Raw genomic sequence first — 15,047 nt, forward strand, 5'->3', positions numbered from 1 at the left:
CTACAAAGGCGCTGCCCATGAAGCTTGAGCTGCACGAACCGTTCAAAAGCCTCTGGGCCGGCAAGGACCCGTTCGCCGAAGTCGAGCGCCTGCAGGGCAAGGTCTATCGCGAGCTGGAAGGCCGCCGCACGCTGCGCACCGAAGTCCAAGGGCGCGGTTATTTCGTGAAGATCCACCGCGGCATCGGCTGGGGCGAGATCGTCAAGAACCTGTTCAGTGCCAAGCTCCCGGTGCTGGGTGCGGGCCAGGAACAGCGCGCCCTGGAGCGCCTGCACCAGGCCGGCGTGGCGACCATGACCTCGGTGGCCTACGGCGAACGTGGCGGCAATCCGGCCGCGCAGCACTCCTTCATCATCACCGAGGAGTTGGCGCCGACCACCGACCTGGAAGTCCTCTCGCTGGACTGGCTGCAGACGCCGCCCGAGCCACGCCTGAAGCGTGCGCTGATCGCCGAAGTGGCGAAGATGGTCGGCACCATGCATCGCGCCGGGGTGAACCACCGCGACTGCTATATCTGCCACTTCCTGCTGCACACTGACCGCCCGATCAGCGCCGATGACCTGTGCTTGTCGGTGATCGACCTGCACCGCGCTCAGACCCGCACTGCTACCCCACGCCGCTGGCGCGACAAGGACCTGGCGGCGCTGTACTTCTCCGCGCTGGACATCGGCCTTACGCGCCGTGACAAATTGCGCTTCCTGTGCGGTTACTTCCAGCGTCCGCTGCGTGACATCCTCCGCGAGGAAGCTGCGCTGCTGGCGTGGATGGAACGCAAGGCGGCCAAGCTCTACGACCGCAAACAACGCTACGGAGACCTGCTCTGATGGCCGGCTGGGTACTCGAAGCCGACTACCAGCATCTCGCCGCCGATTTCGGCAGCCTGGATGCCGTGTTTGCCCTCGAAGGCGAGCGCATCACCAAGGATGCGATGTCCGACGTCGTGCGCATCGAACGCGACGGCGTGCGCTATTACGTCAAGCGTTACCGCAAGCCGGGCAAGGGTTTCCGCCGTTATCTGCCGCGCCCACGGGTGAAGGCCGAGTGGCAGAACCTCAAACAGTTCGCCAAGTGGGGCATACCGACTGCACAGGTCGTGGCCTATGGCCTGGAACGCGTCAACGGCGGCTTCTCCCGTGGCGCGATCATCACCCGCGAGCTGGTTGGCACCGAGGACCTGCATGCCCTGGCCAAGCAGAACGATCCGCGCCTGAAGGATCGCGCCTGGGTCGAGCACGTCATGCGTCAGCTGGCCGGCTACACCCGGACCATGCATGACCACCACTTCACCCACAACGACCTGAAGTGGCGCAACATCCTGGTGGACGGGGAGGGTACGGTGTACTTCATCGACTGCCCGATCGGCGACTTCTGGATCAGCTTCATGCTGCGTTACCGCATCACCAAGGACCTGGCCACCCTCGACAAGGTCGCCAAGTACCACCTTTCCCACACGCAGCGCCTGCAGTTCTACCTGCTGTACCGGCGCCGCGAGCGACTGAACGCGTCGGACAAGAAACGTGTCCGACAGATCGTCCATTTCTTTGAGGGACGCGAGTGAAGGATTTCATTGCCGAGGGCGACCAGGCCTTGCTGGAAATCAACGCCCTGGCCGATTTCGATGCGCTCTGGGCTCTTCAGCTGGAAGCCGTTGATGAGCCCAACACCGAGCGTGGTGGCTGGAGCAGCGTGTACCGCCTGGAGCTGGACGGCACCGCCTACTACCTCAAGCGCCAGAGCAACCACTTGACCCGCAGCCTGAAGCGTCCGCTCGGCGAGCCGACCTTCAGCCGCGAGTTCCGCAATATCCAGCGCTATCACCAGCTCGGCATCCCGTCGATGCAAGCAGCGTTCTTCGGCGCGCGGCAGGTCGGTGGCGAGCGCCGGGCGATCCTGATGACCCGCGCCCTGGACGGCTGGCGCGACCTCGACAGCCTGCTGCAGGGCTGGTCGAACCTGCCTGCCGAACGTCGCCAGGCCATCCTGCGCGCCTGCGGCATGCTCGCTCGTCGCCTGCACGAGGCCGGGCAGATGCACGGCTGCTTCTACCCCAAGCACATCTTCCTGCGCGAAACCGACGACGCCTTCGAGGCGACCCTGATCGACCTGGAAAAGACCCGCCCGCTGTGGTTTGGCCAGCGCGACCGCGTGCGCGACCTGGAGCCTCTGCTGCGCCGTGCGCCGGACTGGAACGAGACCGACGTGCGCAACCTGCTGGCGGCCTACCTGGGCACCTCGTCCACCGGCCCTGAAGTGGACGACTGGTACCGTCGCCTGGGTGCGCGCCGCAAGAAGAAGGAAAACCGCGCATGAGGCTGTCTGCCCTGCGCGATGCCGGCCGCGCTCCGGCGCTACCCCTGCGCATCGAGCTGGAAGACGGTGCCGGCCCGGCCGAACTGCGGCTGGACCGCCTGCTGCGCGTCCTGCCCGGCCAGCGCTACGTCGGTGCGGCCAATTGGCGCGGCCGGTCGGTACTGGCCAAGCTGCTGGTCGGCGGCAAGGCTGCGCGGCACTTCCAGCGTGAGCGTGAAGGCGTGCGCCTACTTGCCGAGCAGGGCCTGACCACGCCGCAGCTGCTGGCTGACGGCCTGAAGGACGGCGAAGGCGGCTGGCTGCTCTTCGAGTTCCTCGAAAATTCCGAAAGTCTCTGGGACGCCTGGCGCGCCGTGGAAGGCGAGCCGCTGCTGTCCGACGGTCAGACCGCCGTCATCGCCGAAGCCCTGACCGCCATCGCCCAGCTGCACCTCAAGGGCCTGTGGCAGGAAGACCTGCACCTGGACAACCTGCTGCGCCACGCCGGCAAGCTGTACCTGATCGACGGCGCCGGCATTCGCGCGGAAACTCCGGGGCAGCCGCTGTCGCGCAAGCACGTGCTGGAAAACCTCGGGGTATTCTTCGCCCAGCTGCCGGCGAGCCTCGATCCGTATCTGGAAGAGCTGCTGATTCATTATCTGTTGGCCAATGGCGAGCACGCGTTGCCGTTGGAAGCGCTGCAGAAGGAAATCGCCAGGGTTCGACGCTGGCGCGTCGGCGACCTGATGAAGAAGATCGCCCGCGACTGCAGCCTGTTCAGCGTGTTCAGGGGGCCATTTGGCCTGCGCGCGGTACGCCGCGAAGAAGAGGAGAGCTTGCAGCCGCTGCTGTCCGATCCGGATTCCTACATAAATCGCGGACACATCTACAAGACCGGCGGCGCGGCGACCGTTGCCCGCGTGGAGCTCAATGGCCGGCCTCTGGTGGTCAAGCGCTACAACATCAAGAACCTGTTGCACTGGCTCAAGCGCTTCTGGCGCCCCAGTCGCGCCTGGGCCTCCTGGCGCGAGGGCAACCGCCTGGACTTCCTCGGCATCGCCACACCCAAGCCGCTGGCGGTGATCGAGCGGCGCTGGCTGTGGCTGCGGGGCCCGGCCTTCCTGATTACCGATTACCTGGCGGGTCAGGATATAATCGCCCGTTTCAAACCCTACCTGGACCATCCGGAGGGGGGCGGCCTGCCGCCGGAATCGGATCTTGTGGCCCTGGACAGACTGTTCGCGGCGCTGGTGCGCGAGCGCATCAGCCACGGCGACCTGAAAGGGCACAACCTGTTCTGGCAGGAGCAGGGCGAAGGTGGGCAGTGGTCGTTGATCGACCTCGATGCCATGCAGCGCCACTCGCGAGAAGCGAGCTTCGCCCGCGCCTATGCCCGCGACCGTGCGCGTTTCCTGCGCAACTGGCCAGAGGGCAGCGCATTGCACCGGCTGCTCGACGAACGTTTACCGCGGGTGCCTGGCACCCGCCCAGATGAAAGAGGCTAGACCCTGTGGCATTGACCATCCTCGGCCTGTCCGGCGCCGTAAGCCATGACCCTTCCGCCGCCCTGTACATCGACGGCAAGCTGGTCGCGGCCGTCGAAGAAGAGCGCTTCGTCCGCGACAAGCACGCGAAGAACCGCATGCCCTACGAGTCGGCCAAGTTCTGCCTGGAGCAGGCCGGGATCAAGCCGTCGGACGTTGACGTGGTGGCCATTCCCTTCGCCCCCATCAGCATCTTCGACAAGGCCCGCTGGCACTATGCCAAGCGCTACGCCTACGCGCCGGACCGCGCGCTGGACGCCATCCTGCTCGGCAACCGCCGCTACCACCGCTACTACAAGCGCATCCAGTGGTGCCTGCAGCAGCTGGGTTTCGACCTGAAGAAGACCAAGATCCAGCCGGTCGAGCATCACCTGGCCCACGCCTCCAGTGCCTACCACTGCTCGGGCTTCAAGGAGAAGACGGCGATCCTCGGGATCGACGGCAAGGGCGAGTACGCCACCACCTTCTTCGGCTACGGCGAGAACGGCAAGATCCACAAGATCAAGGAGTTCTACGATCCGGACTCCCTGGGCGGCCTGTACGGTGCGCTGACCGAGTACCTCGGCTTCGACATGCTCGACGGCGAGTTCAAGGTCATGGGCATGGCGCCCTACGGCGACGCCAGCAAGTACGATTTCTCCCGTCTGGCCAAGTTCGAGAACGGTGAGCTGGTGATCAACACCGACTATGCCAACGTCATCGGCTTCCGTCGCTACAAGGAAAAGGGCAAGGGCTACTACTTCTCGCCCAAGTTGATCGAATGGCTCGGTCCGAAGCGTGAAGGCGATATCGCCGACGATCCGTACATTCACTACGCCGCCAGCATCCAGGCGCTGTTCGAGAAGCTGGCGCTGGAGATGATGGATTATTACCTGGGCGACATCATTCGCGAGACCGGCAAGATTGCCTTCGCGGGCGGCTGCGCACTGAACGTCAAGCTCAACCAGAAGATCATCGCCCGTCCCGAGGTCAAGGAGCTGTACGTGCAGCCCGCGGCCAGCGACGCCGGCACCGCGGTTGGCGCGGCGGCCTACGTCTCCTGGGAGCGCGGCGTACCGGTCGAGAAGATGGAGCACGTCTACCTCGGCCCGGAATACAGCAACGAAGATGTTATCGCCGCCTGCGCCCGCCACGAGGCGAAACCGACCTGGCGCAAGATCGACAACCTGTCCGAACTGATCGCCAAGGTGCTGGTGGACGGCAACCCGGTGGCCTGGTTCCAGGGCCGTCTGGAGTTCGGTCCGCGCGCCCTCGGCGGCCGCTCGATCATCGGCTGCCCGAGCGTCCCCGGCGTGGCTGACCGCATCAACGCGCAGATCAAGTTCCGCGAGCGCTGGAGGCCCTTCTGCCCGTCGATGCTCGATACCGTCGGCCCGCAGATGTTCAAGATCGACCACCCGGCGCCCTTCATGACCTTCACCTTCGAGGTCAACGAAGAGTGGAAGACCCGTGTGCCGGAAGTCGTCCATGAAGACGGCACCTCCCGCGCCCAGGTACTCAAGCGCGAGTTCAACCCACGCTACTACGACATGATGAAGGAGCTGGAGCGGCTCACCGGCAACGGCGTGGCGCTCAACACCTCGCTGAACCGCCGTGGCGAGCCGATGGTCTGCTCGCCGACCGACGCCCTGAACATGTTCTACGGCTCGGACCTGCAGTACCTGATCATGCAGGACATCCTCGTGGTCAAGGACGGCGCGGAGCCCTATGACTCGCTCGGCTGAACCGCGCGTACTGCAGTTCTGCCACGGCTATGACGGGCCGTTCCTCGACTGTGCCCGTCAGTACGCCAGCCTGTTCGCCGGTACCGGCTATCGGGTCACCACGGTGTTCCTTACCGGTGCGCCCGATCCGGAAGTGGTGGCCGGTTGCGCCAGCGACGAGGTGCTCTTCCTCGACTACAGCTCGCGGGATATCCGCGGGCTGAAGCTCAAGGCAATCCGCGACCTGCGCGAGATCGCCCGATCCCGCGATTTCCGGTTCTGCATCGCGCACCGTTTCAAGCCAACCTGGATTGCCATGCTCGGCACCAAGCTGCCGATCATCGGTGTGCACCACGGTTTCGGTGATTTCCAGCGCCTGGGGCGCAAGCTGTTCGCGCGCTTCTTCGCCGAACGCCTGAGCCTGCTGGGTGTTTCCAATGCGGTGCGCGACGAAATCCGCGCCTGTCTGCCGGCCTGGCCGCAGGAACGCATCGAGACGCTGTACAACCGGGTCGACGTCGACGCGCTGCAGGCACAACAGGTCGAGCGCTATCCCGCTCGCCAACACCTGGGGCTGGCGGACAATGCCTGGGTGGTCGGCAACGTCGGCCGCCTGCATCCGGACAAGGACCAGGCCACCCTGCTGCGTGGCTTCGCTCGCGCACTGCCGCGCCTGCCGCACAACAGCCTGCTGGCGATCCTCGGCAAAGGGCGTCTGGAGGAGGACCTCAAGGACCTCGCGCGCGAGCTGGGCATCGCCGACCGCGTGCTGTTCCTCGGCCAGGTCCCGGACGCCAAGCGCTACTTCAAGGCCTTCGACGTTTTTGCCCTGACCTCCGACCACGAGCCTTTCGGCATGGTTCTGCTGGAAGCGATGGTGGCCGGCGTGCCGCTGATCTCGACTTCCGGTGGTGGCGCGGGAGAAATCGTCGAGGGGTTGGGCATTCTTTTCCCGCTGGGCGACGATGCCGCACTGGCCGAAGGTCTGCGTCATCTGTCGGTACTGGACCGCGAGCAGCGGGTGATGTGTGCGCAGCAGATGGAGCAACGTCTGCAGACGCGCTTCAGCGATGAGGCTGTGCGCCGGGAGTTCTGGAGTCTGCCGCTGGTGAAGGCGCTGCTCGCGCCGGCCCGCTGACGGACTGGCGGGCACCCTCCATTTATACTGGCCTGGACGCTGGGTGCGCCCTTTGGCGATTCATTGACGAGCGCGCGATTGCAAATGCTGGAACTCAAACTGGAAGGTGGTCGACGCTGGCTCGGCGATGGGCGTGTGCAGATTCCCATTACCGAGTTCGAGGAGTGCCTTGGGCGATACGAGGGGAGTGTTTTCCTGCTTGCATCCGGGCCTTCCGCCGGAGAGTTCCCGCTGGCGCGCTATGCGGACTGGCCGGTCATTGCGATGAATGGTTCCATCGTTCGCTGCGCTGACCAGAAGATCACGCCGTTCTTCTATATCTGTGACGACCCCGGATTCGTGCGCGATCGCCCCGACCTTGCCTGCCTCGGCGCGCGTAGTGCCACGCACCTGGCGATGAGCCTGAGCTGCCTCCAGGAGCTGCATCGCCATGACCCAACACTGCTGCCGCAGAGGTCCGGTGTTCTGCTGCTGGAGCGGGTCAACCGTCGCCATGGCATGGCCGTGCTCTCGGATCGCTCCTATGCCTGGTCCATCCGCCGTGATCCTGACCTGATCTGCGGGTTCTCCCTGCTGCGCAGGAAGACCAATCGGATCGGCTTCAGCCGCAACATGAGCAAGGGCTACTTCGGGGGGCGTACCATTCCCTACGCCGCGACACAGCTGGCTTGCCACCTGGGCTTCAGCCAGGTGTTCCTCATCGGGATGGACCTGAACAAGGCTATCGGGCGCTTCTACGAAACAGGGGCGGCCGCCCTGCCCAGCAGCCTCGACGAGGACTTCGAGGATTACATCCTGCCCAGCTTCCGGATCGTCGCCGAACAGGTTTCGCCCCGGTATCCACTGCGGCTTTTCAATCTGTCGCCGCTCAGCCGATTGCCGGCCAGCGTTGTTCCGAAAATAGAAACCACCCAGCTGGATGCATTACTCGAAGCAGAAGTGGCAGCGGCGGATGGCAAACACCTGCGAGCGAGGTCGTGATGGATCTGCAGCAACTGATCGAGTGCTGGAAGTGCGAAGTCTCGAACAAGAAGAAACCTGGTAGCCGCATCGGCCTGTTCAGCAACATCGTGAAGCGGGCCTACAAGAGCAACGTGCTCCGCTACCTGCTGCAGTTTCGCCTGGCTCAGTTCCTTTACGCCAAAGGCGGAATGCGACGTCGTTACGCGTTGCGCATGCAGCGCAAGTTGAACCGTCGCTATGCCGTAGACATCAGCGTTGCCGCGCAGATCGGCCCCGGTTTCCGGATTGCCCACCTGCCGGGAGTGGTCATCACTGGCTACGCGACGATCGGCAGGAATTTCTTCATTCGGCAGAACTCCACAGTGGGTATCAAGACGTTGGGCTTGTCGCGCTACTCGCTGGTGATCGGTGACGATGTGAGCCTCGGCGCGCACAGCTGCATCATCGCCGATGAACTCGAGATTGGAAGTGGTGTCACCATTGGGGCGATGTCTTTCGTCAACAAGGACCTCCCCGCGGGTTGCACCTTCTATAACGTCCGTCAAAGCCAGATCCTGCCTGCTATATCCTGAGACGGCCATCGCCTTGACCGGGCTGTTCAGCGTCCCCTAATCTTCGCGGCGCATTGTCCTTGTCGCCGATTTCCTTGCGGAGGGTGACGGGCGGGGCGCATGGAAGCTGGGCGATTGCCGTATCCGGCCCAGGATGCACGTTAATTCGATTGCCCGCACTCTGGGATGTAAAGGTGAGTCTTGAAAGTTCTGTTCCTGGTCCAGAAAGAACAACGCGCCATTCTCGACCGTCTGTATGACGGCATCGCCGAACACTGCGACTGCGACCTGCGCTGGCTCAGCAGCGATGAGCAGGCCAACCTGCGCCGGTATTTCCGCGATCACGTGGACGTATCGAAGTATGACCGCATCCTGTTCTTCCTGCGCTTCAAGAAGGAAATCCGCCAGGCCTCCTTCATCCGCAGCGTGCCCAACCTGGTCATCCTCGAGCACGACGCTTACCAGAACTACATTCCCTGCAAGTACACCGGCAAGTTCAGTGCGCACTACCGCCGCCTGCCATGGGTCAGGGTCATCAGCTCGGGCTTCATGGTCAGCGAGCGCCTGCGCCGGGAAGGCTTCGATGCGGTCTTCGTGCCCAAGGGCTACGACCAGAACCTGTTGCATGACCTGGGGCGGGAGCGGGATATCGAACTGGCCTTCGTCGGCAGCACCGGTAGTGTTGCCTACAGCGGTCGCAAGGCGTTGCTGGATGAGCTGGGGCAGGTGGAAAACCTGCTGGTGACCAAGACCAACTCGGGCGAGGACTACCTGAACACGCTCAATCGCATCCGCTTCTTCGTCAGCGCGGACGTTGGCATGGGCGAGTACATGATCAAGAACTTCGAGGCCATGGCCTGTGGTTGCGTGCTGCTGGCGTATGACCAGGGGGAGGCGGAGAACCGCGCGCTGGGGTTGCAGGACATGCATAACGTGGTGCTATACCAAGACGTAGCGCAGCTGCGCAGCAAGCTGCAGGTGCTGCGCGAAGACCCGCAGCAGGCGAGCCGGATTGCCGGAGCCGGACGGGCGCTGGCGGTGGAGGGCTTCGGCTTCAGCCAGATCGGCGCCCGCATCGTCCAGGCCATGGCTGCCCCGCTGCGTGAGCGTCCGCGTCCCGGTATGCTGGAGCGCTGGCGCCGGGCGTTGGGGATCTGACCTGTGGCCATTTCCTGCCGGTTATTGAGGTGTCTGTGGAATACCCGCTGATTTCCGTGTTGGTGCCTTGCTATAACCGTGAACGTTATATCGAAGAAACGCTGCTGAGCATCCTCGGGCAGGATTACCCCAACTTCGAGCTGATCGTGGTGGATGACGGGTCCAGTGACCGCAGTGCCGAGAAGATTCAGGCACTTCAGCAACAGCATGGCTTCCAGTTCTACCGTCAGGCCAACCAGGGTGTCAGTGCCGCGCTCAACACGGCGTTGGGCCATGCGCGGGGTGAGCTGGTGGCGACGCCGGACTCCGACGACATCATGATGCCGGGGCGCCTGAGCCTGCAGGCGAGCTACCTGAGTGAGCATCCCGAGGTCGGTTGCCTGGGCGGGCGCGCTGTCTACATCGATGCCGACGGCAAGCACCTGAAAGGCGGTCCCGGCAATGCCGTGCGCCAGTACAGCTTCGACGAACTGCTGGGGCAGGCCATCGCTATTGGTGCGACCGTGGCCATGTACCGGCGCGAGGCCATGGATCGGGTAGGCGGTTATGATCCGCAGATCCGCATCCAGGACTTCCAGATGAGCCTGAAGATCGCACACCTGGGCTACCGGGTCGAAGTCCTCCCGGAGGTGGTCAGCGGCTACCGCCGCCACGAGGGCAACCTGTCGCGTACGGCCTACAAGAACCAGCTGCATTATGATCGGATGGCGGTCGCTCCTTACCGTGATCACCCGGCGTACGGCTCTGGTATGACCTGTATCCTCAACAAGGCGCTCAAGCAGTCCGTGGTCAACGACAAGGGCTACGCCTGGTCGCTGTTGCTGCAGCTTCCGCCGTGGCGCTGGAATCGTATTACCCTGCGGCGGGTTCGCCATTTGCTGTTCAAGTTCGGGCGGGAATAAGACGTTTGCTGATGAAAGATGTGATTGCTCCGGCCTGGAGGGCCTGGTGCCCCGCTGTAACTCCCACTGGCGTGACACAGCGCCGGGGAAGCCGGATAGCCGAGGCAATGCTGGGTATCGGCGTACTGTGGACCATCGCGGGCGTGATGCTGACGCCCAGCATGAAATTCTACTTCCAGATGGTTGCGTTGTTCGTCTACGTGCCATCGCTGTGGTTGTGCATCGCTCGCCGCGAAGAGCTTGGCCACTTGCTGCGGGCTCACCGGGAGATGTGGGTGCTCCTGGCGCTGTTCGGTTGGGCGGTCCTCTCGCTGCTCTGGTCGACATCGGGGAAGCCGCTGGGGCAACTCAAGAGTGTTTCGCTGTTCATGCTGTTCATCTTCGGTTGGGTGCTCTGGGCCCGCGCGGACGAGCGCCGGCTGCGCCTGACGATGCTATCGCTGGCGCTCGTGGTCGGTTTCTACAGCGTGGCGGCACTGCTGTTCGCCCCGGCGTTCGGAATGGGGCGCCTGAACGGGTTTGGCGGCTTCCTCGACAACCCCAATGCGGCGGCCTACTCGATCGCCTTCGTCACGGTGTTATGCGTGCCGTTGCTGCCGCGCCGCGGCTGGTCGCAGTTGCCCTGGGTGCTGCTGCTGGCCGCATCGCTTGTCTACGTGGTGCTCTGCGGAAGTCGCGGGGCATTGCTGGCGCTGATGGTCACGGCCATCTTCAGCTTGAGCCTGGTGCCAGGGCGGATAGCCAAGCTGCTGCCTTTGCTCCTGTTGGTGGGTGGGGCGGCACTGGTTATCGTCGAGCCGGGTCTGATGGAGCGCGGAGATGCCGAGCGCTTCGAGTTGCTGCGCAATGCCTGGCCGCAGATCCAGCAGCATTTCTGGTTCGGGGTTGGGCTGGGGTCCGATTATTCGGTGACCAGCGGGAGCTCCGTGTACCAGAACGGGGCGCACAATTTCCCCGTACATACTGCGATCCAGTACGGTGTGCCGGCTCTGCTGGCGTTCCTGGCCCTATGGGGGGCGATCGGCTACAACGCCTGGCGCAGCCGCTCGCGGGCGCTGGGCCTGTCGGTGATGCTGCTGTGGGTGTTCTCCAGCGTTGCCATGCAGTTCGACGTGTTCAGCCTGTGGGAGCGCACGCGTGCCATGTGGCTGATGCCCTGGGTGGTGATTCTGCTGGGGCTGAGCCTGGAGCGCTGGCCTCAGGTGCGACCAGCGGTTATGGAGCCGAACTGAGGAACTGCCGGAGTTCGGGCAGCGACCAGCGCACTCGGCTGCGGGCGAGGTAGGCCGCGGACAAGCTGTCGGCATTGCCGGCCAGCAGCCACTGGCGATCCTGGGTATAGCGCAGCATGTGCGCGAAGTTGCGCTTGCGCTGCTGGCGCGACAGCGCCCGGCGCTGTTTCTTCATGTCCGCCAGATCGATCAGGCCCAGGGTGCCTTCGGGGGTCTTCACCACGTTACCCAGGTGCAGCGAGCGGAAGTACACGCCCTGATCATGCAGTTCGGCGATCAGCTCGCCCAGTTGCGCTGCCAGTTGCGTGTCCGCCTCGCCCGCTTCGATCACCTGGCGCAACGTGTCGCCCGGCAGGGGCTGGTAGTGCACCGCGTCGCGGGCGATATCGGCAATGCGGTACACCGCGATGATCTGCGGGCAGGGCACCGCCAGCCGCTGCAGCGTCTGGGTGTTGTCGGCAAAGCGCTGCGCATAGGGATAGAGCGCTGCCGAGGAGATCAGCCGCTTGCGCCGGAACAGTTTCAGGAAGTTGCCATCGGCCAGGCGCAGGACCTTGTCGCCATGCTTGTCGGCTTCCAGCACCTGGGCGCCGGCGCGCAGCGCTTCGTAGGCGGAGAGGGCGAGGTCTTGCATAACGGATCCCTGAATCGATAGCCGGCTATAGTAGCCCAGCCGCCGGGCAAACGAGAGCGCTGTGTTATAATCGCCGACCTTTTAAGCGTGCGATTCCTACATGTCCGGTAAAGAACCCCAGGCTCCTTCGAGCCTGAAGATCTACTTCCGACTGCTGTCCTATGTGCGTCCGTACATCGGCATGTTCATGCTCAGCATCATCGGCTTCCTGATCTTCGCCGCGACCCAGCCAATGCTGGCGGGCATCCTCAAGTATTTCGTCGACGGCCTGGCCCACCCGGACGCCAAGCTGTTCCCCAATGCGCCCTGGGCTTGGTTGCGAGACCTCTCGCTGCTCTATGCGGTACCGCTGCTGGTGGTGCTGATCGCTGTCTGGCAAGGCGTGGGGTCCTTCCTCGGCAACTACTTCATCGCCAAGGTTTCCCTGGGTCTGGTGCAGGACTTGCGCATCGCGCTGTTCAACAACCTGCTGACCTTGCCCAACCGCTACTTCGACAGCAACAATTCCGGGCATCTGATCTCGCGCATCACCTTCAACGTGACCATGGTCACCGGCGCCGCCACCGACGCGATCAAGGTGGTGATCCGCGAAGGCATGACCGTGGTCTTCCTGTTCCTCTCCCTGCTCTACATGAACTGGAAGCTGACCCTGGTGATGCTGGCGATCCTGCCCGTCATCGCCTTGATGGTGACCAGCGCCAGCCGCAAGTTCCGCAAGCAGAGCAAGAAGATCCAGGTGGCCATGGGCGACGTGACCCATGTGTCCTCCGAGACCATCCAGGGTTACCGCGTGGTCCGCAGCTTCGGCGGCGAGCCCTACGAGCGCGAACGCTTCCGCCACGTCACCAACGAGAACACCAGCAAGAACCTGCGCATGAACAAGACTTCGGCGATCTACACGCCGATGCTGCAACTGGTGATCTACAGCGCCATGGCGGTACTGCTGTACCTCGTACTGTTGCTGCGTGGCGATGCCACCGTCGGCGACCTGGTGGCCTATATCTCCATGGCCGGCCTGCTGCCCAAGCCGATCCGCCAGCTATCCGAAGTCAGCTCGACCATCCAGAAGGGCGTGGCCGGCGCGGAGAGCATCTTCGAGCAGCTCGACGAGCCGCCTGAGGTGGACAACGGCACCATCGAGCGTGACCGTGTGCAGGGCCGCCTCGAAGTGAAGAACCTCAGCTTCACCTACCCGGGCACCGAGAAGAAGGTCCTCAACGACCTGAACTTCAGCGTCGAGCCGGGCCAGATGGTGGCGCTGGTCGGCCGTTCCGGCAGCGGCAAGTCGACCCTGGCCAACCTGATCCCGCGCTTCTACGACCACAGCGACGGGCAGATCCTGCTCGATGGCACCGACGTCGAAGACTACAAGCTGAGCAACCTGCGCCGGCATATCGCGCTGGTGACCCAGCAGGTCAACCTGTTCAACGACAGCGTGCTCAACAACATCGCCTACGGCGACCTCGCCAGCCGACCGCGCGAAGCGGTGGAAAAGGCCGCCGATGATGCCTTCGCTCGCGAGTTCATCGACCGCCTGCCCGCAGGCTTCGAGACCGAAGTCGGCGAGAACGGCGTGATGCTTTCCGGCGGCCAGCGCCAGCGCCTGGCGATTGCACGCGCACTGCTCAAGGATGCCCCGGTGCTGATCCTCGACGAGGCTACCTCGGCGCTGGACACCGAATCCGAGCGGCATATCCAGGCTGCCCTCGAGAAGGTCATGGAAGGTCGCACCACGCTGGTCATCGCCCACCGCCTGAGCACCATCGAGGCGGCGGACTTGATCCTGGTGATGGACCAGGGCCATATCGTCGAGCGCGGCTCCCACGATGAACTGATCGCGCAGAACGGCTACTACGCTCGCCTGCATGCTCGCCAGTTCGCGGACGATCCGGTCGACGGGACCGAAGAAGCAGCGGTCGAGCAACCGGTATGACGGCAGTGGGGAATTGCCGTTCATGCTGAATCGCCTGCGAGTCTTCCGCGAACGCGGCTGGACGCCCATCGCGTCGGCCGACTATGCCACCGCCTGGCAGCGCTTCGGCGGCAGCGTCGCCACCCACCCGGAGGTGGTCGAGCGTCTCGCCCATCTGGCCGGCATTCCGGTGCGCTACCTGGGCTGGTTCGAAGGCGATGAACTGCTCGCCGCCGTGCCGACCTGGGGACGCAACCTGGCGCTGTCCAAGGACGTGCTCAAGCGCGAGGGCAAGAAGGCGCTGTTCGACCTGGGCAATGCCGAGATCATCCTGCCCATCGCCGAGGGCGCGCGCATCGAGCTGCGTCATCAGGTGCGCTACCTCTCCGAGCTCAACCGCGAGCAGATCAGCGACGCCCGCGAGCAGCCCGAGCAACTGGCGATGAACCGCGCCCCGGCCGACTTCTCGAAGAAATTCCGCTACAACCAGCGCCGTGAGCAGCGCCTGCTGGAAGAGGCGGGCGGGGTACTGCAGCCCATGAGCGAGCTGAGCCCTGAGGAACAGGCGAGCATCTATGCCGACCTGTTCCAGCGCCGCTGGGAATTCGAGGTGCCAGGCAAGGCACGGCTGGCCGAGGTGTTCGGCCTGATGCGCGAATTCATGCGCGGTTCGCTGGTGCGCCTGGACGGCGAGCCGGTGGCGATCCAGATTCTCTATCGGGTCGAAGCGCCGAAATGGGTCAGCGTCGAATACATCAATGGCGGCGTGGCTCCGGAGAACCGCGAGTTCAGCCCCGGCAGCGTGCTCAGTTTCGTCAATACCCAGGAGGCCTGGGCCGAGGCCGAGGCGCTGGGCAAACCGCTGCGCTATTCCTTCGGTCGCGCCGACCGCGAGTACAAGGACCGCTGGTGCCACCGCGTGCCGGTGTTCCAGGTCTGACTTCAAGCTCTTCGTAGGAGCGAGCTTGCTCGCGAACCGCCTGCCACGACAGTGCCAGGCGGAGCACCGTTCGCGAGCAAG

At 64.0% G+C, this 15,047-nt stretch carries 14 protein-coding genes; 13 read left to right on the forward strand and 1 reads right to left on the reverse strand.

What is annotated here, in order from left to right; all coding sequences use genetic code 11:
* Window positions 1–17: 17 nt before the first annotated feature.
* The 11 genes from rfaP to FAS41_RS16350 all read left to right on the forward strand — a co-directional run bounded on the left by rfaP (window position 18) and on the right by FAS41_RS16350 (window position 11,480).
* The gene (rfaP, locus tag FAS41_RS16300) at window positions 18–824 is read left to right on the forward strand and encodes a lipopolysaccharide core heptose(I) kinase RfaP (RefSeq protein ID WP_138524028.1); all 807 of its coding nucleotides are present in this window, start codon (window positions 18–20) and stop codon (window positions 822–824) included.
* A complete protein-coding gene (locus FAS41_RS16305) occupies window positions 824–1,558 on the forward strand; it encodes a lipopolysaccharide kinase InaA family protein (RefSeq protein ID WP_138524030.1) in 735 nt (244 codons plus the stop codon). Before rfaP ends, FAS41_RS16305 begins: the two co-directional genes overlap by 1 nt.
* The gene (locus tag FAS41_RS16310) at window positions 1,555–2,310 is read left to right on the forward strand and encodes a lipopolysaccharide kinase InaA family protein (RefSeq protein ID WP_138524032.1); all 756 of its coding nucleotides are present in this window, start codon (window positions 1,555–1,557) and stop codon (window positions 2,308–2,310) included. Before FAS41_RS16305 ends, FAS41_RS16310 begins: the two co-directional genes overlap by 4 nt.
* Window positions 2,307–3,794, forward strand: coding sequence for a lipopolysaccharide kinase InaA family protein (locus FAS41_RS16315; protein ID WP_138524034.1), 1,488 nt, complete (start codon window positions 2,307–2,309; stop codon window positions 3,792–3,794). The genes FAS41_RS16310 and FAS41_RS16315 overlap by 4 nt, the downstream gene beginning before the upstream one ends.
* Before the next feature lie 5 nt (window positions 3,795–3,799).
* Window positions 3,800–5,557 (forward strand): carbamoyltransferase family protein, encoded by a 1,758-nt coding sequence (locus FAS41_RS16320; RefSeq protein WP_138524036.1) that lies wholly within the window; start codon window positions 3,800–3,802, stop codon window positions 5,555–5,557.
* A complete protein-coding gene (locus FAS41_RS16325) occupies window positions 5,541–6,674 on the forward strand; it encodes a glycosyltransferase (protein ID WP_138524038.1) in 1,134 nt (377 codons plus the stop codon). Before FAS41_RS16320 ends, FAS41_RS16325 begins: the two co-directional genes overlap by 17 nt.
* Window positions 6,675–6,758: 84 nt before the next feature.
* Window positions 6,759–7,655: a lipopolysaccharide core biosynthesis protein gene (locus FAS41_RS16330; RefSeq protein ID WP_138524040.1), complete on the forward strand. Its 897-nt coding sequence runs from the start codon at window positions 6,759–6,761 to the stop codon at window positions 7,653–7,655.
* Window positions 7,655–8,209: a serine acetyltransferase gene (locus FAS41_RS16335; RefSeq protein ID WP_138524042.1), complete on the forward strand. Its 555-nt coding sequence runs from the start codon at window positions 7,655–7,657 to the stop codon at window positions 8,207–8,209. The genes FAS41_RS16330 and FAS41_RS16335 overlap by 1 nt, the downstream gene beginning before the upstream one ends.
* A gap of 180 nt (window positions 8,210–8,389) precedes the next feature.
* On the forward strand, window positions 8,390–9,346 hold the full coding sequence (locus tag FAS41_RS16340; protein WP_138524044.1) for a glycosyltransferase family protein: 957 nt from the start codon (window positions 8,390–8,392) through the stop codon (window positions 9,344–9,346).
* Window positions 9,347–9,381: 35 nt separating this feature from the next.
* Entirely contained in the window at window positions 9,382–10,248 is an 867-nt protein-coding gene (locus FAS41_RS16345) for a glycosyltransferase family 2 protein (protein WP_138524235.1), read from the forward strand.
* Between the two features lie 107 nt (window positions 10,249–10,355).
* Window positions 10,356–11,480 (forward strand): O-antigen ligase family protein, encoded by a 1,125-nt coding sequence (locus FAS41_RS16350; RefSeq protein WP_138524046.1) that lies wholly within the window; start codon window positions 10,356–10,358, stop codon window positions 11,478–11,480.
* Here the strand turns inward: FAS41_RS16350 and FAS41_RS16355 are convergent.
* Window positions 11,464–12,114 carry a lipopolysaccharide kinase InaA family protein gene (locus FAS41_RS16355; protein WP_138524048.1) on the reverse strand — a complete coding sequence of 217 codons (651 nt, stop codon included), beginning with the start codon at window positions 12,112–12,114 and terminating at the stop codon, window positions 11,464–11,466. The two genes, FAS41_RS16350 and FAS41_RS16355, sit on opposite strands and share 17 nt — an antisense overlap.
* A 100-nt stretch (window positions 12,115–12,214) precedes the next feature.
* On the opposite strand from FAS41_RS16355, the gene msbA reads away from it, so the two are divergent.
* Both msbA and FAS41_RS16365 read left to right on the forward strand, forming a co-directional pair.
* On the forward strand, window positions 12,215–14,047 hold the full coding sequence (gene msbA / locus FAS41_RS16360) for a lipid A export permease/ATP-binding protein MsbA (protein WP_138524050.1): 1,833 nt from the start codon (window positions 12,215–12,217) through the stop codon (window positions 14,045–14,047).
* 22 nt (window positions 14,048–14,069) lie between these two features.
* Entirely contained in the window at window positions 14,070–14,966 is an 897-nt protein-coding gene (locus tag FAS41_RS16365; RefSeq protein WP_138524052.1) for a GNAT family N-acetyltransferase, read from the forward strand.
* Window positions 14,967–15,047: the final 81 nt, after the last annotated feature.

The organism is Pseudomonas nicosulfuronedens, from assembly GCF_005877905.1.
Classification (GTDB): Bacteria; Pseudomonadota; Gammaproteobacteria; order Pseudomonadales; family Pseudomonadaceae; genus Pseudomonas; species Pseudomonas nicosulfuronedens.

Bases quoted from the DNA above. Each gene is read 5' to 3' on its own strand.
- FAS41_RS16315 (WP_138524034.1), top strand. From the start codon at position 2,307: ATGAGGCTGTCTGCCCTGCGCGATGCCGGCCGCGCTCCGGCGCTACCC.
- rfaP (WP_138524028.1), top strand. From the start codon at position 18: ATGAAGCTTGAGCTGCACGAACCGTTCAAAAGCCTCTGGGCCGGCAAG.
- msbA (WP_138524050.1), top strand. From the start codon at position 12,215: ATGTCCGGTAAAGAACCCCAGGCTCCTTCGAGCCTGAAGATCTACTTC.
- FAS41_RS16365 (WP_138524052.1), top strand. From the start codon at position 14,070: ATGCTGAATCGCCTGCGAGTCTTCCGCGAACGCGGCTGGACGCCCATC.
- FAS41_RS16350 (WP_138524046.1), top strand. From the start codon at position 10,356: ATGCTGGGTATCGGCGTACTGTGGACCATCGCGGGCGTGATGCTGACG.
- FAS41_RS16335 (WP_138524042.1), top strand. From the start codon at position 7,655: ATGGATCTGCAGCAACTGATCGAGTGCTGGAAGTGCGAAGTCTCGAAC.
- FAS41_RS16355 (WP_138524048.1), bottom strand. From the start codon at position 12,114: ATGCAAGACCTCGCCCTCTCCGCCTACGAAGCGCTGCGCGCCGGCGCC.
- FAS41_RS16325 (WP_138524038.1), top strand. From the start codon at position 5,541: ATGACTCGCTCGGCTGAACCGCGCGTACTGCAGTTCTGCCACGGCTAT.
- FAS41_RS16330 (WP_138524040.1), top strand. From the start codon at position 6,759: ATGCTGGAACTCAAACTGGAAGGTGGTCGACGCTGGCTCGGCGATGGG.
- FAS41_RS16305 (WP_138524030.1), top strand. From the start codon at position 824: ATGGCCGGCTGGGTACTCGAAGCCGACTACCAGCATCTCGCCGCCGAT.